Here is a 21,863-nt window from a genome sequence, read left to right as displayed (position 1 = left end):
TTATAAATTATGAATCCAGATCCACTTAAAAATATTTTCGATAATCATTCGGCTGAGTTCGATACTGAGCAATTGATGGATGATCACGAAATGCGATTCTTAGAAAAACTGAACATAGCGTCCGTTTCAAAAAAGTCAACATCCAGAATTAGTTATTTACAACCAATAATCGCAGTCGCTGCAAGTATAATAATCTGTTTAGGGCTTTTTGTTGTGTTTAATCAAGGTTCATCAGAATCTGATTTGGCAAGTGTTTCGGAAGAAATGTCAAACACCCAAGATTTTTTCACACAAACAATCGCTTCCGAATTAAATAAAATTAATGAGCAGCGCACGCCTGAAACTGAAATTTTAATTAATGACGCATTAAAACAACTAGCGTCTCTTGAGAAAGAATACGTAACGCTTAAAACAGATTTAAAAAATAGTGGTCAAGACAAGCGTGTTATTTATGCTATGATCAGCAATTTTCAAAGTAGAATAGAAATTTTACAAAACGTATTAGAACAAATTGAAAACATTAACAACTTTAAAAATCAATCCAATGAAAGCACAATTATATAAAATTTGTTTGGCAGTTTTTATGAGTATAGGTACTATCAATGCTCATGAGAATTGGAAAGGCAAACACACCGAAGAAAAAACAATTAATAAGGAGTTTACCGTTAGTAGCGATGCACTTTTAAAGGTTAACAACAGTTATGGAAGTATTAATATTGCCACCTATACAGGTAATAAAGTTTTAATTGAGGTTCATATAAAAACCAATGGGAATAGTCCTGATAAAGTAAAAGAAAGATTAGACGATATAAACATCGATTTTAGCAATACTTCAAGCTTAGTAACGGCCAAAACAAATATTAAGAAAAGAAGTTTAAGCAGTTGGTGGAATTGGGGAAACAACAATAATGTAAATCTCGAAATCAACTACACCATTAAATTACCAATCACAAACAGCGTAAATCTTGACAATAGTTATGGTAGCATTTACTTAGATACTCTTGAAGGAAAGGCAACCATTAACTGTGATTATGGCAAAATTACTACCAAAGAACTTTTGGCTGAAAACAATTTACTAACTTTTGACTATACCAATAATTCGTATTTCGAATATATAAATACAGGAAAAATAGATGCCGATTACAGCAGTTTTATCGTTGGAAAAACCAAATCGCTCGAGGTGGTTGCCGATTATACCAAATCGGTAATTGAAATTGCCGAAAAACTAAATTATAATTGCGATTATGGCTCATTTACCGCTAACGATGTTAACCATGTTAAAGGCAATGGCGATTATTTAACCTTAAGACTTGGTAACGTTTACAAAAGCTTAGAAATAGAAGCCGATTACGGATCTTTAAAAGTTGATAAATTGGGAACTAATGTTGAATTGGTTAAAATTAATTCCAATTTTGTTGGTATCACCATCGGTTATCATCAAGATTATGAATTTAGGTTTAAAATAGATTTGGAATACGCTTCGTTGAAGCATCCCGATACTTTTAATTTTGAAAAGAAGCGTGTAGAATCTTTTAGTAAATATTACGAAGGATCTGTAAAAAACAACAATACGCGCAACCATGTTGTCATCAATTCAGATTATGGCAGCATCACTTTTAAAGAAAATTAATTCACTAAGACCATAAAAGCTTTAGAGAACCAAAAATAAATCAAACACTTAAATTTAGAAAAAATGAAAAAATTAGTATTAGTAAGTTTTGCTTTAATGTTAGCAATAAACGTTCAAGCACAGTTTTGGGGTAATAAAAAAATTAAGGGTAATGGCGAGATGACGAGCATTACAAGAACAACATCAGATTATGATGGCATAAAATGCGCAGGGTCTTTTAATTTTATTTTAGTTTCTGGCACAGAAGGAAATATTAAAATTGAAGGCGAATTGAATTTGCTGGAATACATAATTACAGAAGTAAAAAACAACAATCTCATTGTTAAAGTTGATAACAATGTTTCCTTACAATCAAGCCGGAATAAAACCATCACCATAACAATTCCTTTTAAAGATATTTCTGAAATTTCACTAGCTGGCTCTGGAGATTTATGGAGTAAAAGTGATATTAACAGTGATGATTTAAAAGTTTCTTTAGCGGGTTCTGGAGATGTGAAATTAACTATTGATGCTCAAAATACTATTGCAAAGGTTGCTGGTTCGGGTGATTTAACTTTAACTGGAAATACTGAAAATTTGGAAGTGAGAGTGGCTGGCTCAGGAGATTTTCACGGATTTAATCTAAACGCCAGACACACCGACGTTTCCGTGGCAGGTTCAGGCGATGCCAAAGTTGTTAGCAACGAAAGTCTTTTGGCTAGAGTTGCAGGTTCAGGTGATATCAAGTATAAAGGTAACCCTACAAAAGAAGATACAAAAGTTGCAGGTTCAGGTTCAATAAGTAATTAACCAAAAAATTAATCACTTTAAACTTCTTCTATTTTAGCTTCTGGTACGAGTGTATTTTTTGGTAAGGTAGTTAGTATTATTAAACCGATTATAAAGAAGGTTATTAAAAACAATATGGAATAGCGCATGCTTCCTGTTAACTCAGCAACAAATCCATACATAAACATACCAATTACGATACCGATTTTCTCAGCCACATCGTAAAAGCTAAAATAGGAGGCAGTATCTAAAGTGTCGTCAGGAATCAGTTTAGAATAAGTAGATCTAGACAACGCCTGAATACCACCCATAACCACACCAACGCAAGCAGCAACCACATAAAATTGCGTTGGTGTGACTACAAAATATGCAAAACCACAAATCACAATCCACATACTAATGATAATGATCAAGGTTTTTATATTCCCAATTTTCTCAGATAGCTTAGCAGTTGCATTGGCACCAACAATGGCAATCAGTTGAATTAGTAAAATGCTCACAATTAACCCAAATGTTGAATCTTGTGATCCCCAATCTAATTCTTCAATAGCAAAATAGGTGGCCGCAATCATTATTGTTTGAACCGCCATGCTATATACAAAAAAGGCTGAAATGTATTTTTTTAATATTTTGTTCTCTTGAATAGCCAACCATATTTTTTTAAGCTCCTTCAAACCTGAAAACAAAACAGTTTTTGTCACTTTCTGTCCTTCATGGGTTCCAGTAGGCAGATGCTTAAAAGTGTATTGGGCAAATAAAATCCACCACACACCGACTAGAATAAAAGCCAGTCTAGTAGGTTGACCAGCATTTTCAAAGCCAAACCATTCAAATTTCAAAATCATAATCAGATTAGCAACTAAAAGAATAACGCTACCAATGTAACCCAATGAAAATCCTTTAGCACTAATTCGGTCTTGTTGTTCGGGGTAAGCAATATCAGGTAAATATGAATTATAGAATACCAAACTTCCCCAAAAACCAATCAATCCAAAGAAATAGCACAATAAACCAAACCATAGATTATCTAAAGAAAACCAGTACAGTCCAATACAAGAAATTGCTCCTAGGTAACAGAAAAATTTCATAAACGATTCCTTGTTACCGATATAGTCGGATATTCCCGATAACACAGGAGACATCACAGAAATAACCAAAAAACTAACTGCCGTTACATAACTAATAAGGGAATCATTGTTAAAATTATAGCCTAAAAAAGACACTGTATCACTTATTACAGCGCCAGTATCTTCGTCCTTAATGATGGTAAGCGCTCCATAAAAAATTGGAAACACCGCTGAAGAAATGACTAATGGATAAACAGAATTGGCCCAATCGTAAAACGCCCAAGCATTTAACAATTTTTTACTTCCTTTTGGTAAGTCTGACATAACAAAAAAGCTGTTCTTTTATGAACAGCTTGAAAGATAGATAAATATTTTAAACTATAGCGGCGACAATGGTCTAAAACTCGTAATACCAAATTTTGCCGCTTCTTCTTTAGCTTTTGGTGCTAATTGTTGTAATTCTCTAATTCGTGTTTCATTAGCTGGATGCGTGCTTAAAAATTCAGGTGGTGCTTGACCGCCACTTTTAGCGGCCATTCGCTTCCATAATTCTGCACCTTCATCTGGATTATAACCTGCCAAAGCGGTTAGTATCAATCCAATTTTATCGGCTTCCGTTTCGTGAGCTCTGCTAAAAGGCAACATCCCTAAAACATTAGAGCCAATACCATAGGACTGGTTAAAAATATTTCTGGTTTGCTCATCCTGAATTGCAATATTTCCTGCAAGTGCAATTCCTTGTTGTACATATGCAGCGCTCATACGCTGTTGACCATGATTGGCTAATGCATGCGCCACTTCGTGACCCATGATAACAGCAACCGCAGTTTCATTCTGTGCGACTTCTAAAATGCCTGTGTAAAAAACAATTTTTCCTCCTGGCATACACCACGCATTTACTGTTTTATCATCTACAAGGTTGTATTCCCATTTGTAATCGTTCAAATACCCTTGATAACCATTGGCATTCAACCAACGTTCCGAGGCGATGGCTATACGTTCGCCAACGCGTTTAATCATTTCGGAGTCTTTCGTTCCTGTCAATACTTTATTTTCAGTTAAAAACTGGTTATATTGCTGGAATGCTGAAGGAAAAAGGCTTTCGTTAGAAACTAACGCCATTGTTTTTTTTCCTGTGAATGGATTTGTAGCACAAGAAAGATAAAGTCCTAAAAATCCAAAAAGTATAATAATCTGTTTTATTGACATGTTAGTTATATTTAGTTGTTTTAAAGGTAATAAATTTTAGCTATGAATTAATATATCTTTTTTGCTTTAAATATCGATATAATAAAACCTACTCACCAATAATGTGAACTTCATTGAAGTTCTTATCAACTACCATGCTATTCTTTCCGTTTGTTTTTATGGACTCTAATGGAATCTTCATATTGTCGATCTGAATTTCCTTAATTTTAAATGGTAAACCGTGGATATTTAACATAAACGTTTCATAAGTGGTGATATATTTTCCTTCTTTATGTTGTTGAATAATAAGTTCATTTGGCCTGCCCGTAAGTTTAAACGTTCGTAAACTATACCTTCCTTTTATATAATCGTAACCATCGTGAGCATCATCAAAAAGTTGAGAGTCTTCTCTACCCTCTTTGTAAAAAATTGACAGCGTTAATTCATCTATAGGTTTTTCATCTACGTATTGCATAACGGGATATACTGGAATGATAGCACCTTCTTTTATAAATATAGGCATACGATCGATATCGGCCTCAACCCACATTTCTTTACCGCCTTTTACGCGCTCTTTAGTCCAATAGTTGTACCACTTACCTTTTGGCACGTACATGCGTCGCCCTTTGGCATTAGGCTCCAATATGGGACAAACCAAAATTTGTTCACCAAAAACAAACTCATCAGTCCTGTAATGGGTTTGTGAATCGGCTTGATCGTATAAAACCAAAGATTTTAGCAATGGCGCACCATGATCAACATAATTCCAAAAAGCGGTATATAAATAAGGAAGTAATTGATATCGCAACTCAATAAATTTTCTCACGATATCAGTTACATCTTCATCAAAAGACCAAGGTTCTTGACTACCGTGGTCACCGGAAGAATGCACTCTGAAAAAAGGATGAAAAACACCTAATTGAATCCAACGCGTAAATAACTCACCTGAAGGTTGCTCGGCAAAACCACCAATATCACTTCCGGCGAACGAATAACCCGACATGGCCATTCGCTGAACCTGAATATTGGCAATCCATAAGTGTTCCCAAGTGGCTACATTATCTCCTGTCCAAGTTGAAGTATAACGCTGTGTACCAGAATATGCCGATCGTGTTATTACAAACGGTCGTTTTGGATAGCAAAACTTTTTTAAGCCATGATAGGTTGCTCTTGCCATTTGCATCCCATAGATATTATGTGCTTTTCTGTGGCTACATGGGTTACCGTCGTAATCGTGACGAACGTCGTCTGGGAATGTTTTGTTAGGGACTTCCATAACGGCTGGTTCATTCATGTCGTTCCAAACGCCCTTTACTCCTATTTCTTCAATTAATTCTTTAAAAAGTCCTGACCACCAATCTCTAACTTCTGGCTTGGTATAATCCGGGAAATAGCATTCGCCAGGCCAAACCTTGCCTTTCATATAAGGACCATCCGCACGACGACAGAAATAATCATTTTTAAGTCCTTCTTGAAAAACCCAATAGTCTTTATCTACTTTAATGCCTGGATCGATTATAGCAACGGTTTTAAAACCATCGTCAGCCAATTCTTTCACCATCCGTTTTGGGTCTGGGAAATAGTCTTTGTTCCAAGTGAAACATCGAAAACCTTCCATATAATCGATATCCAAATAAATGGCGTCGCAAGGAATTTTTAATTTTCTAAAGGTTGAAGTCACTTCTTTAACCTTACTTTCTGGATAATAACTCCATTTACATTGATGAAAGCCTAGAGCCCAGAGTGGTGGTAAAGAATGAGGTTTTCCTGTTAAATCGGTGTAACTTTCAATCACATCATTCATTTCTGGACCATAAATGAAATAGTAATTCATTTCGCCACCATGCGCCCAAAAACTAGTTACGTTTCTTTTTTCCTGAGCGAAATCGAAAAATGACCGAAAAGAATTATCGAAAAAGATCCCGTAAGCTTTTTTATGATGCAAACCGATAAAAAAAGGAATCGCTTTATAAATTGGGTCCGTTTCTTTTCCATAGGCATAAGAATCAGTTGCCCAGTTTTGAAAGCGTTTCCCTTTGAGGTTTAAATGGTCGGACTTATCACCTAATCCATAATAGCTTTCGCCTTCATTGGACATCTTGCTCATTTTAACGATATTACCACCGTGTTCATAACTTTCTTCCCAGTGAAAACCTATTTCGTCTTGGCTGATAAGTGCTTTGTCTTGAGCATCAAAAATTGAAACCCGTAAATCATCCTTATTAATGTTACAAATTAACTTTGAAGTAGTTATTTGATAGGCATTTTCGTGTTCTACAATTTCGAGTTTATTATAGCCGCGACTAGCGTATTTGGTGATGGCATAAGAAAAATCTTTGTCGAAAGTTCCAGTAGTTGCATACCTAAATCTAAGTACACTATCTCTTACGACTGTTACTTGCAGTGCGACGTCATTTTCAGCAAAAAAAGAAAGTACATCTACGTCTTTCTTATATTTTATAATTTGTCTAGGAAACTGATTTCCTTTCTGTTCTAAATCGGTATTTATAATCATGCAATTTCTTTTAAAAGCAAGTAAAAAAAAGCAATTGTTTTTACTTTTGAAATTTTAGTTTCCACTTGTTATTAACTATAACGTTTTAGTAATATAAAACTAATTGGACATACGCCAAATCTGAATGTACTCCGCATAAGAAATACTACCAACTGCTTAAAATTGATATTTAAATACCAACAATCCAAGCGGCGGAATGTCTATCGAGGCTGAAAATTCACGGTACTGATGTGATAATTTTACTACCTTAATATCATTATTTTTATAGGTTCCACTGCCATAATATTTTTTTAAATCGCTATTGAAAATTTCTTTTAAATTACCTTTGGAAGGCAAGCCAATTCTGTAATTTTCTCTAGGAACCGGGGTCATATTACAAGCAATAATTAAATTGTTTTCTGGATTATCAGCCTTTCTTATGTAGGTTAAAACAGAGTTCTCCGCGTCGTTATAATCTATCCATTCAAAACCTTCTACACTAAATTGTTTATTGTATAACGCTGGTTCTTTTTTATAAAGTTTGTTTAAATCTTTAATGAGTGATTGCACGCCGGAATGTGGTTTGTATTCTAACAAATGCCAATCTAGACTTTGCTGGAAATTCCATTCAGAACTCTGACCAAATTCAGCACCCTGAAACAGTAATTTCGCACCTGGATGCGTAAACATATAACTGTAGAGCAAGCGTAAGTTTGCAAAACGCTGCCATTCGTCGCCTGGCATTCTTCCTAAAATAGATTGTTTACCGTAAACTACTTCGTCATGACTTAATGGGAGCATAAAATTTTCCGTAAATGCATAGGTCATTGAAAAAGTTAAATCGTTTTGATGGTGTTTTCGGTAAATGGGTTCTTTTGCAAAATACTGTAAGGTATCATGCATCCAGCCCATCATCCATTTCATACCGAAGCCCAAACCACCAATAAATGTTGGTTTTGAAACCATTGGAAATGAAGTAGATTCTTCAGCAATAGTTTGCACATCAGGAAAACTACTGTAAACAGCTTCATTCATTTCTTTCATAAAAGCGATGGCATCCAGATTTTCTCTGCCTCCAAATTGGTTGGGCTCCCATTCGCCTTCGTCTCTTGAGTAATCTAAAAACAACATAGAAGCCACAGCATCCACTCTTAAACCGTCGGCATGGTATTGGTCAAACCAATAAATGGCATTACTGATTAAAAATGATTTCACCTCATTTCGTCCATAATTAAAAATGAGACTTTTCCAGTCCGGGTGGTATCCTTTACGTTTGTCTGGATGCTCGTATAAACATGAACCGTCAAAAAAGCCCAAACCATGTGCGTCTTCTGGAAAATGCGATGGCACCCAGTCTAAAATAATTCCTATATCGTTTTGATGCAGTTTATCAACCAGTAGTTTAAATTCTTCAGGATATCCAAATCTTGAGGTTGGTGCAAAATAACCTGTTAACTGATAACCCCAAGACGGATCATATGGAAACTCCATTATTGGCATGAGTTCTACATGCGTGAAATTCATGTCTTTAACATAGGCTACCAATTCATCGGCTAACTCGGTGTACGACAAAAATCTGTTTTCTTCAATTTGCCTTTTCCAAGAACCTAAATGTACTTCATAAACGGAATATGGTGCATTCAGGGCGTTATGTTTTTCTCGTTTTTGCATCCATTTTCCGTCATTCCACTTATAATCATCGTCCCAAACTACGGAAGCTGTATTAGGTGGGTGTTCACATCGACGTGCATAGGGATCGGCTTTTTCTGTTTTAATATCGTTGTGATGACTTTGAATTTTATATTTGTAAATATTGCCTTTTCCAACTTTGGGTATAAATCCTTCCCAAATACCGCTACCATCCCATCTCACATTAAGTCGGTGTTCACCTTCTAACCAGTAATTAAAATCACCTACCACTGAAACCACTTTTGCACTAGGTGCCCAAACCGCAAAATAGGTGCCTTCTAACCCATTCAATGTAATTATGTGTGAACCAAATTTTTCGTATAATCTGTAATGTTTGCCTGATTTAAATAAATTGACGTCGAATTCTGAAAACAAACTATGTACTATAACTTCTGCCATAAATTAGTGGTTTATAATATTTGAAATTCCCTTTAATGGGATTACAGCCCAACGCGGACGCGAATTAAGCTCATAGCCTAACTCGTAAACAGCCTTTTCTAAAAGGGAATATTTAAGTAGAAACATGCGTTCTTGATGATACCCAATATTGATGTTGCCATTTTGAACCTCAATAATGTAAGTCCCTAAAAAGACACCTACTAAATACTGATACAGAATTTCACCGTATTGAAACAGCATATCTTGTTCTTGTTTGTATTGTGAAGCATTATTAAAAATTGTAGCATAAATAGCGTAGTGAAAGGATCTAAACATGCCAGCAACATCCTTAAGTGGTGGTTGTTTTACTTTCCGATCGCGAATGGTGCTTTCGGGTTCACCTTCAAAATCAAGAATGTAAAAATCGTCATCCTTGACCAAAACTTGTCCTAAATGGTAATCGCCATGCACTCTTAATCGCTCACCTTTGAGTTTGGTCCAGTCAAAATTAACAAAACGTTTCCTGATGGTGTTTTTCTGATCTAAAAATTCCTGTGCCAATTCAAGCGCCAAACCATCAAGTTTATGAAAATTATTTTCAATGGTGTTGAGTCTGTTTTGAAATTGATAAAGCATCCTGTTTTTCAACCAAACCGTGTAATCGCCATTAAATCTCGTTGGTGTGAAACTGGTATCTTCAAACTCCGAACCTAAGGCAATGTGCATTTCAGCAGTTCGTTTTGCCAAGGTTTCTATTTTGGTAAAAATATTCAATCCTGCCCAATCAATAATTTGGGGTGGAACATCTCTAATGTCTAATCTTTGAAAATCCTCAACTTTAGGAAGATTTTCCAAGCGTACATTTTTATATTCTATATTAGAGAACACTTTGTGAAGCTCTTTCAACATATAATCCCAAGCGTCGCCCTGATTAGGCACCATTTCTTGCATTAATGCGATGGTAACATTGATGTTATCGGAATCAATTATGTTGATACTTCCCAAATAGGCTGGCGTATTTTTAAAATCTTTCTTTTCTGAAAGGAAACGACTCATTTCGTAATCTGGATTTTTATCGGCATAAATGCGTCTAAAAAACTTCATTACATACTTTTCGTTGTAAACAATGGACGTATTGCTTTGCTCCAATCCCATAAATCGGGAGGTTTCGTATTGGCAATTGTCAAAAAGTAAACTTTTGTGATACTGAACATGGGTTTTGTCGTTTGGTAAGGCTGAAAGAATCCGTTCAAAGACCAATTTTCTGAACGCTTCAAGATTTATCGCATCAATAATAAAACCTTCTTGACCTTTGATACTTATTGGCAAAATTCGATTGTCCGTTGCAAAATCAGGATCGGAAACAAAGGCAATTGGCAAAAAATAATGCTGATAAAAGGCTTCCTTAAAATTGACTTCTAAAATAAGACCGTAATAAACTTCATCAAACTGTTGAATTTTAAAAAACTCTGATAATTCAATGTATTTTAATTTGCTCGCTTTACCACCATACCAGCGTTGCTTAACAATGTAATCTTCTAAAACATCCGAAAGGAAAACCTTTACAAAATTTTCGTTTTCCATTAACACATTCCACTCCACATCAAAATTATATGGTGGCTGAAGACTGGTGGGATTTGGTTTCGCTTTTGCCATATTTATTTGTGAATGCTAAATATATGAAATGGTAATGTTGGGTGTAACTCTACAAAATTCCACTCGTTATGCCAGGTATAACTACTAGAAGTAATTAAATCTTTAACTACTAAATGATGTCCAGCACCAATACCCATATCTGCAAGTGGTAATTGCACGGAGCCTTGTTGTGCGTAATAAGGATCTAAACTAATAACTATCAACAACTCATTTGACTTGGAATCATCCCATTTATAAAATGCCATTAAGTTATTGTTTTCTATATGGCAAAATTTAATATTATTGGTTTGCTGCAGTGCTGGGTGTTGGTGTCGTATTTGGTTTACTTTTTTTATAATGGTGGTTAGTTTGTTTTCTTTAAACCAGTCGTAATTATAAATTTGAAACTTTTCAGAGTTAAGATATTCTTCTCTGCCAGGAATAGCATCACTAATCATTTGCTCGAAAACAGGACCGTAAATGCCAATATTAGAACTTAAAGTTGCTGCCAAAACATAACGCTGAATGTACTTCGATTCGTTAGCGCCTTGCAAATGATACGGGTTGATATCCGGCGTGTTAGGCCAAAAGTTAGGCCTCATGTATTCACGCTGATCAGTTTTGGTAAGTTCTTCAACGTACTGGATTAATTCATGCTTGTTGTCTCGCCATGTAAAATAAGTATAAGATTGTGTATAACCTTGTTTGGCTAGTTGGTGCATTACTTTTGGTCTGGTAAATGCTTCGGCTAAAAACAGTACATCTGGATGTTTTTTCTTTACCTCATCGATAATCCAATTCCAAAAATAATAAGGTTTTGTATGCGGATTGTCTACTCTAAATACGTTGACACCACAGTCTATCCAATAGTATAAAGTATCTAAACATTCTTTCCAGAGATTCTCGTAATCTTCAGTTTCCCAATAAATAGGAAGAATGTCTTGGTATTTTTTGGGCGGGTTCTCGGCGTACTGAACGGTTCCATCTGGTCGCCATTTGAACCACTGTGGATGACTTTTAACCCAAGGATGATCAGGTGCTGCCTGTAGGGCGTAATCCATTGCTATCTCGATACCTAGATCTTTAGCTTTTGCAATGAGATTTTTAAAGTCATCTATCGAGCCCAGTTGCGGATGCAAATCTTTATGTCCGCCATATTGAGAACCAATACCCCAGGCCGAACCAACATCGCCTTTCTTGGCTTGGGTAGTATTGTTTTTACCTTTTCTATTCACTTCTCCAATAGGATGCACTGGTGGAAAATACAACACATCAAATCCCATATCTGCTACTCGAGGCAGTAAGCGTTCACAGTCTTTAAATGTACCATGCGCGTATTTATGTTCCGAAGCTGAACGCGGAAAGAACTCATACCAAGTGCTAAATCTTGCTTTTAGTCTATCGACATAAACCCGATAATCTTTTGAGATGTTTGCCAAATGTTTTTCCGGGTATTTTAGTAAGATGTGATTTAATCGTTCACTTTTCGCTTCAACTATTGCTTCTGAATATTGTGCTTCTTTTGAAAATATATCTATGCAATGTTGAAGGTAACTTGATTCTTCGTTGGTGGAATTATGTAATAGAGGTTTTAGTAATTCTATTCCTTCCAAAAGCTCTGACTTTACATGTTGCTTGTCATCAATTTTGCGTTCTATACCATGTTGCCAGTTGAGTGCATAATCAACCCAACCTTCTACTTTATAAATGTAGAAACCTTGCTTTTCAACTGAAAAACTACCTTGCCATTCGTCATTAACAGTATGGTGTAAGCGAACTTCCTGCCAGGCTTTTTCTTTTTCGTGTTTGTACAATACCGATGCGGCAATTACATCATGACCATCTACCAAAACATGGGCATGGATATTAACTACTTCATTTAAAACTCTTTTAATAAATAACTCGCCGTTATTCAATTGTGGCGAAACGTAATCTATAACTACTCGTTTTTGATTTTGCATAAAAAAGTAAATAAAATTTTGAGTAAAAATAATGAAATTACAGTATAACCTGTTTTATAACAAAGGAAATTGGAAAGCCGTTTATCAAATCACATAACCTTTAGGAATAACGGCATCCTTTTTAACAACCACAATGCCATCTTTTATAATATACATATCAGTTTCTTTATCCTCAAGGTGCGAGCCTCCAACTATTTGAACATCGTCACCAATTCGGCAATTTTTATCGATAATAGCGTTGTTAATAACGCAACGTTCACCAACACCCAATAAAATTTCAATGTTGTTTGAAGCAATTTCGTCGAGGGTTTCGTACTGGTCATTTCCCATCATATAGGTGTTTGAAATAGCAGAATCTTTTCCGATTCTTGATCGAATCCCTATAACCGATCGCTCAATTTTAGAAGCGTGAATGATACAGCCTTCGGCAATTACTGCATTTTTTAGACTGGTATTGCTGATTTTTGATGTCGGCAGCATTCTGGCACGGGTATAAATACGCTTATCTTTATCATAAAGATTGAATTTCGGAATATCGTCGGTAAGTCCGAGATTGGCTTCAAAAAAGGATTCAATATTACCGATATCTGTCCAATAACCAGGATATTGGTAACTCACCACTTTGTGTGTGTGAATAGACTGCGGTATTATTTCTTTACCAAAATCAACTGTATTTGGGTTGTTCATCAAGTTAATCAACACATCCCTATTGAAAATATAAATACCCATGGAGGCGAGATATTCTCTGCCATCATTTTTCATTTCTTCAGTAACTTCCGATTCCCAACCAGGCAATTCTTCTGAAGATGGTTTTTCAATAAAAGACGTAATTAGCTGGTCGGCATTCGATTTCAAAATCCCAAATGCCGTGGCTTCTTTTGCATTTACTGGCTGTGTAGCGATTGAAATATGCGCTTTGGAGTTGATATGTTGTTGAATCATTTCGTTAAAATCCATTTGATAAAGCTGGTCCCCCGAAAGAATTAAAGCATACTCAAAATTATGGTTTAAAAAGTGGTGCATACTTTGGCGTACGGCATCAGCCGTACCTTGAAACCACTTATCACTTGTGATTGTTTGTTCTGCAGCTAACACATCCACAAACGCCTCGCTAAAAAAGCTGAAATGATAGGTGTTTTTGATATGCTTATTTAAGGATGCAGAATTAAACTGTGTTAATACGTACATGCGTTTAAGTCCGCAATTAATACAATTTGAAATAGGAATATCCACAAGCCGATATTTACCTGCAATTGCTACTGCTGGTTTGGAACGTTTTTCGGTTAAAGGAAATAATCGCGAACCTTGTCCGCCACCTAAAATAATGTTTATTACTTTATCGTTGTACATATCTAGTTGATTAATTGATTGTATAGTGATTTCGTTTCTTCTGCAATAGCAACCCAGTCAAAGGTTTCTTCAACACGTTTTCTGCCATTTTTTGCCATGGTTTCTCTAAGCGGTTTATTCTGCACTATTGAGTTTACAGCTTTTGCCAAATCCCTAGAAAATTTATCCGGATTTACTGGCTCAAAAGGTGCTTCTTTCTGTTGTTCTAACGGTACTAATATTCCTGTTTCGCCGTTAACCACAACCTCTTTTATACCACCAACAGCACTTGCAACTACAGCAGTATTGCAAGCCATGGCTTCAATATTTATAATACCAAAAGGTTCGTAAATAGATGGACAACAAAATACATCGGCGTGCGAATACAATTGAATAACACTTGGCTTATCCAACATTTCATCAATCCAAAAAATATTGCTTCTTTCCTTTCTTGCAGCATTAACGCTAATTTCCATTTCTTTGGCGATCTCAGGCGTGTCGGGTGCGCCAGCGCATAATACTATTTGAATGTTTTTGTCTAAATACTTTATGGCATTTACCAAGTGAATGATACCTTTTTGGCGTGTGATTCGGCCAACAAATAAAACGTAGGGTTTTATTTTATCAATTCCATATTTATCCAAAACAGAGGTCTCAGATGTGGCAACATATTGTTTTAAATCGATACCATTGTAAATAACCTTTACTTTTTTTTCGTCCACATTAAAATATTGAAGCACTTCCTGCTTAGTTTCCTTGGAAACGGCAATTACCGCATCGGCCATTTCAATGGCGGTTTTTTCAATCCATGACGACATGTCATAACCTCTACCTAGCTGTTCACGCTTCCAAGGGCGTAACGGTTCCAAAGAATGCGTAGTTATTACCAACGGAATACCATAACACAACTTAGCAATAATACCCGAAAATTGCGCATACCACGTGTGGCAATGTACCAACTGCGCATCGGTGGTCTCTGCATTCATTAAAATATTAGTTTGCAAGGTTTTAAATATTGCTTGCAATTGAGTCTCAGACGATTTAAAGTCATCGCCGTTTAACGAAATACCCTTAACAGATAAAGTTCCATCTTGCACATCTTGTTCACCAAAACAACGCACTTCAACTTGCATTAATTTGGCCAATTCTCTTGATAAATATTCTATATGAACACCTGCGCCACCATAAACATTTGGTGGAAATTCTTTGGTATATAAAAGTACTTTCATTAGGTTGGTTTGTGGTTTATTTTAAATCCCATTTTAAAACATCAATCAGCTTTTTAACTGTAAATTTTTATGTTTCTACAGAAAATTTAATGACTTATATTTAGAAAAGAGATAGTTTAACAATAAGTTTATAAAAATAGGAAATTATCGATTGTATAGCGACTAAAATCAATATAAATATTTGGTTAAATGCTGAATTTATTAATTCTATCCAACTTATATTTACACAAAAAATAACTATGAAGAAATTATCCTTATTACTGTTTACTAGTATTTTGTTGAATTGTAACGGAAACGCTCAACAAAAAAATGATGCTGAAACTACGTACAAAATCACCAAAACCGAAGCCGAATGGAAAGCTCAGCTGTCTGATTTACAATACTATGTTTTAAGAGAAGCAGGGACCGAAAGACCTTTTACAAGTCCGTTAAACAAGAACGAAGAATCTGGTATTTATGTTTGTGCGGCTTGCGAAACACCTTTATTTAAAAGCGAACATAAATTTGATTCAGGAACTGGTTGGCCAAGCTTTGATAGAGAAATAAAAGGTAATGTGGCTTTTTCAACCGATTACGACTTAGGTTATGCCCGCACCGAAGAGCATTGCGCGACATGTGGCGGACATTTAGGACATGTATTTAACGATGGCCCAAAAAATACCACTGGCAAAAGACATTGCATTAATGGGGCTGCTTTAGAATTTGTTAAAAGCGAATAATCAACTCCTAAAGAATAATGGAAAACACATATCTCCTAAGCGTCATTAAACAGTTAAACTACTTTAAAAGTTTGGCAGACCAAACTTTTGAAAGACTCACGGATGAAGAGCTAAACTGGCAGTTTTCAAAAGAAACCAATAGTATAGCTACCATTGCAAAGCACATTTCTGGCAATATGTTAAGTCGTTGGACGAACATGTTTACCGAAGATGGTGAAAAAATTTGGCGCGAGAGAGACACTGAGTTTGAACATGAATTTCTTTCTAAAGACAATCTCAAAAGCATTTGGAAGAAAGGCTGGGATTGCTTTTTTGAAGCGATAAATGCTTTAACCGATGAAGATTTGGAACGCATTATTCATATTAGAAATGAGCCACACAGGGTTGTAGATGCCATCAATCGACAAATGGCGCATTATCCTTATCACATTGGGCAAATTGTGTTAATTGGAATACAAATAAAAGGTGCAGATTGGCAGTCATTGTCAATTCCAAAAGGTGCATCGGATAGCTTTAATGAGGCTAAATTTAAAGATGCAAAATCATAGACTTTAGACAAATAGAAGGCACTATTTTAAATCGTCATAAACTATACGCTGTGTAATTTTATCTACACTTATTATAAGAGAATTACTTCTTAAAAAAAAATTCAATTAAAATATAAGCCTTCCTTTTTATTACCTTGAACTTAAACAACGCTAATTTGCGCATGCTTTATAGTAAATTCAGTTTTGAATTTTATAAATTTGTGCTTTAAAATTTTCAAAGAAAAATCAAATGAGTAAATACGATATTATTGTTATAGGAAGTGGACCTGGAGGTTATGTTACAGCTATTAGAGGATCTCAATTGGGCTTTAAAGTTGCGATTGTTGAAAAAGAAAGTTTAGGTGGTGTTTGTTTGAATTGGGGTTGTATTCCAACCAAGGCATTACTTAAATCGGCGCAAGTATTTGAATACCTAAACCACGCCGAAGATTATGGTTTAACCGTGAAAGGAGCTGATAAAGATTTTAATGCAGTAGTTAAACGCAGCAGAAACGTAGCTGATGGGATGAGCAAAGGCGTACAGTTTTTGATGAAAAAAAACAAAATAGACGTTATTGAAGGTCTTGGAAAACTTAAGCCTGGTAAAAAAGTTGAAGTAGATGGAAAAGATTACAGTGCCGACCATATCATTATAGCAACTGGCGCCCGTTCTAGAGAGTTGCCTAGTTTGCCTCAAGATGGTGAAAAAGTAATTGGATACAGAAAAGCCATGACTTTAGAAAGTCAACCTAAAAAAATGATTATTGTTGGTTCTGGTGCGATTGGTGTTGAATTTGCCTACTTCTACAATGCTATGGGAACAGAAGTTACCATCGTAGAATATTTACCAAATATTGTGCCCGTTGAAGATGAAGACGTTTCTAAACAACTAGAACGTTCTTTCAAAAAAAGTGGTATTAAAATCATGACATCAGCTGAAGTTACTAAAGTGGATACTTCGGGCAAAGGTGTAAAAGCCACAGTAAAAACTACCAAAGGTGAAGAAGTACTGGAAGCTGATATTGTTTTATCGGCTGTTGGTATCAAATCAAATATAGAAAACATAGGATTAGAGGATGTTGGGATTGCTGTTGATCGCGATAAAGTTTTAGTGAATGATTACTACCAAACTAACATTCCAGGTTATTACGCTATTGGCGATATTACTGCCGGACAAGCTTTGGCGCATGTAGCTTCGGCTGAAGGAATTTTATGCGTTGAAAAAATAGCTGGCCATCACGTTGAGCCTATTGATTACGGTAATGTTCCAGGTTGCACCTATTGTTCACCAGAAATTGCAAGCGTTGGTTTAACCGAAAAGCAAGCTAAAGAACAAGGATACGACATAAAAGTTGGTAAGTTCCCGTTTTCAGCCTCTGGAAAAGCAAGTGCTTCTGGTGCCAAAGATGGTTTTGTAAAAGTGATTTTTGATGCCAAGTATGGCGAATGGTTGGGTTGCCATATGATTGGAGCTGGTGTTACTGATATGATTGCAGAAGCTGTTTTAGGTAGAAAACTTGAAACCACAGGTCACGAAGTTTTAAAAGCCATTCATCCACATCCAACCATGAGTGAAGCAGTAATGGAAGCCGTAGCAGATGCTTATGGCGAAGTGATTCACTTATAATATAATAAATACATAACAAACAAGTGCCTTGTAACGTCCTTGTTAATGCAAAAAGGCTGTTCGTTCGAACAGCCTTTTTTTTTGTGATGCCTTTGGTGCTATAATTTATAACCCAAACCAAAAAACAAACCATTGGGTGAAATTTCTTCAAACCCTAAAGCAAATTTAATGTGCGCGTCTAGTTTGGGTGTTAGATCGTAACTTGTACTAATATCGGCGCCGATTTTAAGCTTCGCATTAAATAAATCGAAAAAGTAATTGATACTTGGGCCTGCCATTAAGTGGAAATTTCTGCCCACCTCGTATTTGGCATAAATTGGGACATTAATAAAATTAAAATCGCCAATACCTACGTATAAAGCTTCTGGTTGAATGGAGAAGAATGCATCAATAGGAAATTCCATAAAAGTACCGATGTAAAAACCTGTATCAGTTTCAATGTTATCGCCAAAACTGGCTTCGGTTACTTTAAAAAAGGTGAGGTTTAAACCGCCTTTCACACCAAACTCAGCGTCGGTTTGAGCAACAGCCGAATGTAACAAAAAGGTAAAACCGAATAAAAGGCTATAGAAGTATTTCATATCAAATTTTTAGAAATCAATTATTCATTGTAAAACATTAAGCTACAAAATACTAAGAAAAAATCTTATAGGCTTGGGTTTTTGATAAATTTTAAGAATATGGGATAGATTGCGCTAAAAAATGTGATTGATTTTATTTCCCGCTGATGGCGCAAATTATCGCAGATATTTGTTCTAGAACATTATACCTTAAGTGATGAATCATTTTTTCTACGCCAATCAGCGAGATCGGTGGAACACCTTTTAAGACTGATAATAAATGTTGAATTAACAATTAGCTAAAAAATATTATTTCAATAAACTCTCAATAGCCAATTCATAACTTTGTAAACCAAAGCCAATAATCACGCCTTTGGCATGAGGTGAAATATAAGATTGATGTCTAAAACTTTCGCGCGAAAAGGTGTTAGAAATATGAACTTCAACCACCGGCGTTTTAATAGCTTTTACAGCATCACCAATGCCTACTGAGGTATGTGTATAAGCGGCTGCGTTTAAAATAATACCATCAAAAGAAAACCCAACTTCGTGAAGCTTGTCGATAATTTCACCTTCTATATTAGATTGAAAATAATCAATTTGAAGATTACTATGCTTCTTTTGAAGCAATTCTAAAAAATTAGTAAACGACAAACTACCGTAAACTTCTGGTTCTCTTACGCCCAAAAGATTGAGATTGGGACCATTAATGATCATGAGTTTCTTCATTAGGTAAAGATATAAAAATTGGACAATAAAAAACCGAAGACAAGTACTTCGGCTCTATTGATATAAATTTTATCTAAAACTTATAAAGTAACCCAAAATTGATGTTGCTAAGATTGAGACGAAAATCAAACGTACTTACCTCTGCATCAGAATCCTTAAATGTGTTATAGTTGTAGCCTAATTGACCAAATCTAGCTTGAAGTGCGAAGGCATTGGATAAGAAATAATTTATACCAGGTGCGATAGTGAGTGAATAACCATATGACGCCAACGATGGTGTAATTCCTTCACTATTTGCATAAATAGCGTTCAATTCACCAAATAAGGAAAATCGGTTTTCGGGAGTTGCATAATAGCGACCAAAAACACCTATATTATAGCTATTATTAGTTCTTTCTCCATTATTTTGCACAGAAAATCCAGCGGATATTCCAGCGGCTATATGGTCAGTAAAGAAGCGACCTACACTTGCGTCAACACCAAATCTTTCATTAATCGAAAAGCCATCAGTATTGCTGTCCGTTGAGAAGAAAGAAATAGTACCTGTTACAAAAACGTCTTTTTGATTAAAACCAAAATCATTAGCAGTATTATTTTCTTGAGCATTGAATTGAAAAGTGATGCAAATGAATCCTAAAACAAAAAATTTTTTCATAAAATTAAGTATTAATGTTAAATTAAAATTAGTATCCCGATATTGAAAAGACTTGTTTTAACTAATTAATATGGAATTTTAAAGTGAACCAAATACCAATCATTATGCCATCAAAGGCTGTAAGTATTATCTTAAGGTTAACCAATTGTTATCAATAAATTATTGGAATATTATATGATTTAAACAAATCCCTAGCAACCTATAAAAGATATGAGAAATGGAAATAAAAAAACCGAAGCGTCAACTTCGGTTTTAAAATATTCAAAATACTATTATTAAATTTTAAAAATGGCACCAACGTTAAATGAGCTTCTTGCATTTGTAATATCGAATGGAACAGAATTAGAATCATCAACATTAATAAATCCACCGTATCCTTGATAATCGATGCTTAATTGAAGATTTTCACTCACATCAAACTTGTAGCCTATACCAACGCCAAAACCGATATCCATTTTAGAAACAAAATCTTTGACATCAATTTCTTGACCATCACTTAATTCTGAATTAGCACTAAGTAAAAAAGCAGCATATGGTCCAAAATTTAGAAACCAATTTCTGTTTTTGCCAAAATGCCAATTTGCTTGTAATGGGATACTTAAATAATTAAGCTTATCGGTATTATTAAAATCATCTTCTGCTCCCATTGGATCGAATAGCAATCCAGAACGCAAACTCCAACGATCGCTAAAATAATACTCACCAATAACACCGCCAGCAAAACTGGTTCTTATGCCATAGGAAGCATCGGATGTGTAAGTAGAAAGATTTAATCCAATCTGCGGCGCTAAGGTAATATCACCTTTAGTAGATTGGGCATTTAAATTAAAAAATACTAAAAACGTAAAAAATGGGAAAATAAATAAGTTTTTCATAATAGAGTTGAGTTGTTAATGGTTATAAATTTGAGGCGAATGTAGAATTATACAAGCTTTTACGCAAGAAAAAACTTACATAAATATTAGGCATAAAAAAACCGAAGCATCAACTTCGGTTTTATAATTGTATTTATAAAAAATTTAGAAAGAAAATCCTAAACCAAATTGCCAAACGGCGTTATTAGCATCAACATTTTCAAAAATAGTATTATCCTTATAAATGTTGGTTAATCCGTAAGTATATCTCCCAGAAACGAAGAAGCCACTATTGAATTTGTAACCAGCGCCTAATGCCAAACTGGTATCAAAATCTTTAATATAAGAATCGTCACGGTCAACTTCAGTATCACCACCACCATCTTGTGGTTGTGAGTCAATTTTTTCACTCAATTTATATCCAAATTGCGGACCGGCTTCAATAAATAAGCCCTCAATTAAATAAAACTTAGCCATCAAAGGTAAATTGATGTAGGCTAACTGAAATTCAACATTTTCATCTGTATCAAAAATATTGTCCTGATTTCTGGTTAGAATTGTAAATCCTTGACCAGAATACAATAATTCAGGTTGAAATGAAAAGCGTTCACTAATTGTAAATTCCATAAAAATACCAGCATTAAAGCTTGTTCTGGAATCTAAATCATCAACATCATCGCCAGCAATGGTTGCAAGGTTTAAACCGCCTTTAATTCCCAATGCGGGACTAGTGCTATCCGCTTGTGCGTTGACTTGAATAATACATAATATAGATACTGATACTGCAAAAATTAATTTTCTCATAATCATAAGTTTAAGGTTAA

Annotated in this window: 19 protein-coding genes; 6 read left to right on the top strand and 13 right to left on the bottom strand. The window is 35.2% G+C overall.

All coding sequences use genetic code 11. The annotated features are described in order from the left end of the window. Nucleotides 1-9 precede the first annotated feature (9 nt). The 3 genes from V7Z48_RS00910 to V7Z48_RS00900 all read left to right on the top strand — a co-directional run bounded on the left by V7Z48_RS00910 (nucleotide 10) and on the right by V7Z48_RS00900 (nucleotide 2,419). Nucleotides 10-564 (top strand): hypothetical protein, encoded by a 555-nt coding sequence (locus V7Z48_RS00910; protein ID WP_334111499.1) that lies wholly within the window; start codon nucleotides 10-12, stop codon nucleotides 562-564. Beyond that, a complete protein-coding gene (locus tag V7Z48_RS00905; protein ID WP_334111498.1) occupies nucleotides 545-1,630 on the top strand; it encodes a hypothetical protein in 1,086 nt (361 codons plus the stop codon). Before V7Z48_RS00910 ends, V7Z48_RS00905 begins: the two co-directional genes overlap by 20 nt. Before the next feature lie 63 nt (nucleotides 1,631-1,693). Next, nucleotides 1,694-2,419 carry a head GIN domain-containing protein gene (locus tag V7Z48_RS00900; protein ID WP_334111497.1) on the top strand — a complete coding sequence of 242 codons (726 nt, stop codon included), beginning with the start codon at nucleotides 1,694-1,696 and terminating at the stop codon, nucleotides 2,417-2,419. 17 nt (nucleotides 2,420-2,436) lie between these two features. On the opposite strand, the gene V7Z48_RS00895 is transcribed toward V7Z48_RS00900, so the two are convergent. The 8 genes from V7Z48_RS00895 to glgA form a co-directional block, all read right to left on the bottom strand. Beyond that, a complete protein-coding gene (locus tag V7Z48_RS00895) occupies nucleotides 2,437-3,789 on the bottom strand; it encodes an MFS transporter (RefSeq protein WP_334111496.1) in 1,353 nt (450 codons plus the stop codon). A gap of 54 nt (nucleotides 3,790-3,843) precedes the next feature. After that, nucleotides 3,844-4,674 carry a M48 family metallopeptidase gene (locus V7Z48_RS00890; RefSeq protein ID WP_334111495.1) on the bottom strand — a complete coding sequence of 277 codons (831 nt, stop codon included), beginning with the start codon at nucleotides 4,672-4,674 and terminating at the stop codon, nucleotides 3,844-3,846. A gap of 88 nt (nucleotides 4,675-4,762) precedes the next feature. Then, complete coding sequence (locus tag V7Z48_RS00885) at nucleotides 4,763-7,168, bottom strand: glycoside hydrolase family 31 protein (protein WP_334111494.1); 2,406 nt, start codon at nucleotides 7,166-7,168, stop codon at nucleotides 4,763-4,765. A gap of 156 nt (nucleotides 7,169-7,324) precedes the next feature. Beyond that, on the bottom strand, nucleotides 7,325-9,235 hold the full coding sequence (gene glgB, locus V7Z48_RS00880) for a 1,4-alpha-glucan branching protein GlgB (RefSeq protein WP_334111493.1): 1,911 nt from the start codon (nucleotides 9,233-9,235) through the stop codon (nucleotides 7,325-7,327). A 3-nt stretch (nucleotides 9,236-9,238) separates the two neighbouring features. Then, nucleotides 9,239-10,870, bottom strand: a complete 1,632-nt coding sequence (locus tag V7Z48_RS00875; RefSeq protein ID WP_334111492.1) for a trehalose synthase — start codon at nucleotides 10,868-10,870, stop codon at nucleotides 9,239-9,241. Nucleotides 10,871-10,872: 2 nt separating this feature from the next. After that, the gene (locus tag V7Z48_RS00870; RefSeq protein WP_334111491.1) at nucleotides 10,873-12,810 is read right to left on the bottom strand and encodes an alpha-1,4-glucan--maltose-1-phosphate maltosyltransferase; all 1,938 of its coding nucleotides are present in this window, start codon (nucleotides 12,808-12,810) and stop codon (nucleotides 10,873-10,875) included. An 84-nt stretch (nucleotides 12,811-12,894) separates the two neighbouring features. After that, nucleotides 12,895-14,160, bottom strand: coding sequence for a glucose-1-phosphate adenylyltransferase (locus V7Z48_RS00865; RefSeq protein ID WP_334111490.1), 1,266 nt, complete (start codon nucleotides 14,158-14,160; stop codon nucleotides 12,895-12,897). A gap of 2 nt (nucleotides 14,161-14,162) precedes the next feature. Next, entirely contained in the window at nucleotides 14,163-15,368 is a 1,206-nt protein-coding gene (gene glgA, locus V7Z48_RS00860; protein ID WP_334111489.1) for a glycogen synthase, read from the bottom strand. A 239-nt stretch (nucleotides 15,369-15,607) separates the two neighbouring features. Here glgA and msrB point away from each other — a divergent pair, with 239 nt between their 5' ends. From msrB to lpdA, 3 genes are all read left to right on the top strand, one after another. Beyond that, complete coding sequence (gene msrB / locus V7Z48_RS00855) at nucleotides 15,608-16,087, top strand: peptide-methionine (R)-S-oxide reductase MsrB (protein WP_334111488.1); 480 nt, start codon at nucleotides 15,608-15,610, stop codon at nucleotides 16,085-16,087. Nucleotides 16,088-16,104: 17 nt separating this feature from the next. After that, complete coding sequence (locus V7Z48_RS00850; protein WP_334111487.1) at nucleotides 16,105-16,635, top strand: DUF1572 family protein; 531 nt, start codon at nucleotides 16,105-16,107, stop codon at nucleotides 16,633-16,635. Between the two features lie 229 nt (nucleotides 16,636-16,864). After that, a complete protein-coding gene (lpdA, locus tag V7Z48_RS00845) occupies nucleotides 16,865-18,241 on the top strand; it encodes a dihydrolipoyl dehydrogenase (protein ID WP_334111486.1) in 1,377 nt (458 codons plus the stop codon). Nucleotides 18,242-18,339: 98 nt separating this feature from the next. Here the strand turns inward: lpdA and V7Z48_RS00840 are convergent, their stop codons facing one another. The 5 genes from V7Z48_RS00840 to V7Z48_RS00820 form a co-directional block, all read right to left on the bottom strand. Further along, nucleotides 18,340-18,822 (bottom strand): hypothetical protein, encoded by a 483-nt coding sequence (locus V7Z48_RS00840; RefSeq protein ID WP_334111485.1) that lies wholly within the window; start codon nucleotides 18,820-18,822, stop codon nucleotides 18,340-18,342. 288 nt (nucleotides 18,823-19,110) lie between these two features. Continuing rightward, nucleotides 19,111-19,530, bottom strand: coding sequence for a type II 3-dehydroquinate dehydratase (gene aroQ / locus V7Z48_RS00835; RefSeq protein WP_334111484.1), 420 nt, complete (start codon nucleotides 19,528-19,530; stop codon nucleotides 19,111-19,113). A gap of 73 nt (nucleotides 19,531-19,603) precedes the next feature. Then, on the bottom strand, nucleotides 19,604-20,185 hold the full coding sequence (locus V7Z48_RS00830) for an outer membrane beta-barrel protein (protein ID WP_334111483.1): 582 nt from the start codon (nucleotides 20,183-20,185) through the stop codon (nucleotides 19,604-19,606). A 275-nt stretch (nucleotides 20,186-20,460) separates the two neighbouring features. Then, complete coding sequence (locus V7Z48_RS00825) at nucleotides 20,461-21,060, bottom strand: porin family protein (RefSeq protein ID WP_334111482.1); 600 nt, start codon at nucleotides 21,058-21,060, stop codon at nucleotides 20,461-20,463. Nucleotides 21,061-21,204: 144 nt separating this feature from the next. Next, nucleotides 21,205-21,843 carry a porin family protein gene (locus tag V7Z48_RS00820; protein WP_334111481.1) on the bottom strand — a complete coding sequence of 213 codons (639 nt, stop codon included), beginning with the start codon at nucleotides 21,841-21,843 and terminating at the stop codon, nucleotides 21,205-21,207. Between the last annotated feature and the right edge of the window lie 20 nt (nucleotides 21,844-21,863).

It is taken from the genome of Paucihalobacter sp., assembly GCF_036825875.1.
GTDB lineage: Bacteria > Bacteroidota > Bacteroidia > Flavobacteriales > Flavobacteriaceae > Paucihalobacter.
The sequence above is the reverse complement of the archived record's forward strand: the minus strand, read 5'-3'. Positions and strand labels throughout refer to the sequence as shown.

Coding starts and splice junctions, on each gene's coding strand:
- V7Z48_RS00910 (WP_334111499.1), top strand. CDS start 10: ATGAATCCAGATCCACTTAAAAATATTTTCGATAATCATTCGGCTGAG.
- V7Z48_RS00905 (WP_334111498.1), top strand. CDS start 545: ATGAAAGCACAATTATATAAAATTTGTTTGGCAGTTTTTATGAGTATA.
- V7Z48_RS00900 (WP_334111497.1), top strand. CDS start 1,694: ATGAAAAAATTAGTATTAGTAAGTTTTGCTTTAATGTTAGCAATAAAC.
- V7Z48_RS00895 (WP_334111496.1), bottom strand. CDS start 3,789: ATGTCAGACTTACCAAAAGGAAGTAAAAAATTGTTAAATGCTTGGGCG.
- V7Z48_RS00890 (WP_334111495.1), bottom strand. CDS start 4,674: ATGTCAATAAAACAGATTATTATACTTTTTGGATTTTTAGGACTTTAT.
- V7Z48_RS00885 (WP_334111494.1), bottom strand. CDS start 7,168: ATGATTATAAATACCGATTTAGAACAGAAAGGAAATCAGTTTCCTAGA.
- glgB (WP_334111493.1), bottom strand. CDS start 9,235: ATGGCAGAAGTTATAGTACATAGTTTGTTTTCAGAATTCGACGTCAAT.
- V7Z48_RS00875 (WP_334111492.1), bottom strand. CDS start 10,870: ATGGCAAAAGCGAAACCAAATCCCACCAGTCTTCAGCCACCATATAAT.
- V7Z48_RS00870 (WP_334111491.1), bottom strand. CDS start 12,810: ATGCAAAATCAAAAACGAGTAGTTATAGATTACGTTTCGCCACAATTG.
- V7Z48_RS00865 (WP_334111490.1), bottom strand. CDS start 14,160: ATGTACAACGATAAAGTAATAAACATTATTTTAGGTGGCGGACAAGGT.
- glgA (WP_334111489.1), bottom strand. CDS start 15,368: ATGAAAGTACTTTTATATACCAAAGAATTTCCACCAAATGTTTATGGT.
- msrB (WP_334111488.1), top strand. CDS start 15,608: ATGAAGAAATTATCCTTATTACTGTTTACTAGTATTTTGTTGAATTGT.
- V7Z48_RS00850 (WP_334111487.1), top strand. CDS start 16,105: ATGGAAAACACATATCTCCTAAGCGTCATTAAACAGTTAAACTACTTT.
- lpdA (WP_334111486.1), top strand. CDS start 16,865: ATGAGTAAATACGATATTATTGTTATAGGAAGTGGACCTGGAGGTTAT.
- V7Z48_RS00840 (WP_334111485.1), bottom strand. CDS start 18,822: ATGAAATACTTCTATAGCCTTTTATTCGGTTTTACCTTTTTGTTACAT.
- aroQ (WP_334111484.1), bottom strand. CDS start 19,530: ATGAAGAAACTCATGATCATTAATGGTCCCAATCTCAATCTTTTGGGC.
- V7Z48_RS00830 (WP_334111483.1), bottom strand. CDS start 20,185: ATGAAAAAATTTTTTGTTTTAGGATTCATTTGCATCACTTTTCAATTC.
- V7Z48_RS00825 (WP_334111482.1), bottom strand. CDS start 21,060: ATGAAAAACTTATTTATTTTCCCATTTTTTACGTTTTTAGTATTTTTT.
- V7Z48_RS00820 (WP_334111481.1), bottom strand. CDS start 21,843: ATGAGAAAATTAATTTTTGCAGTATCAGTATCTATATTATGTATTATT.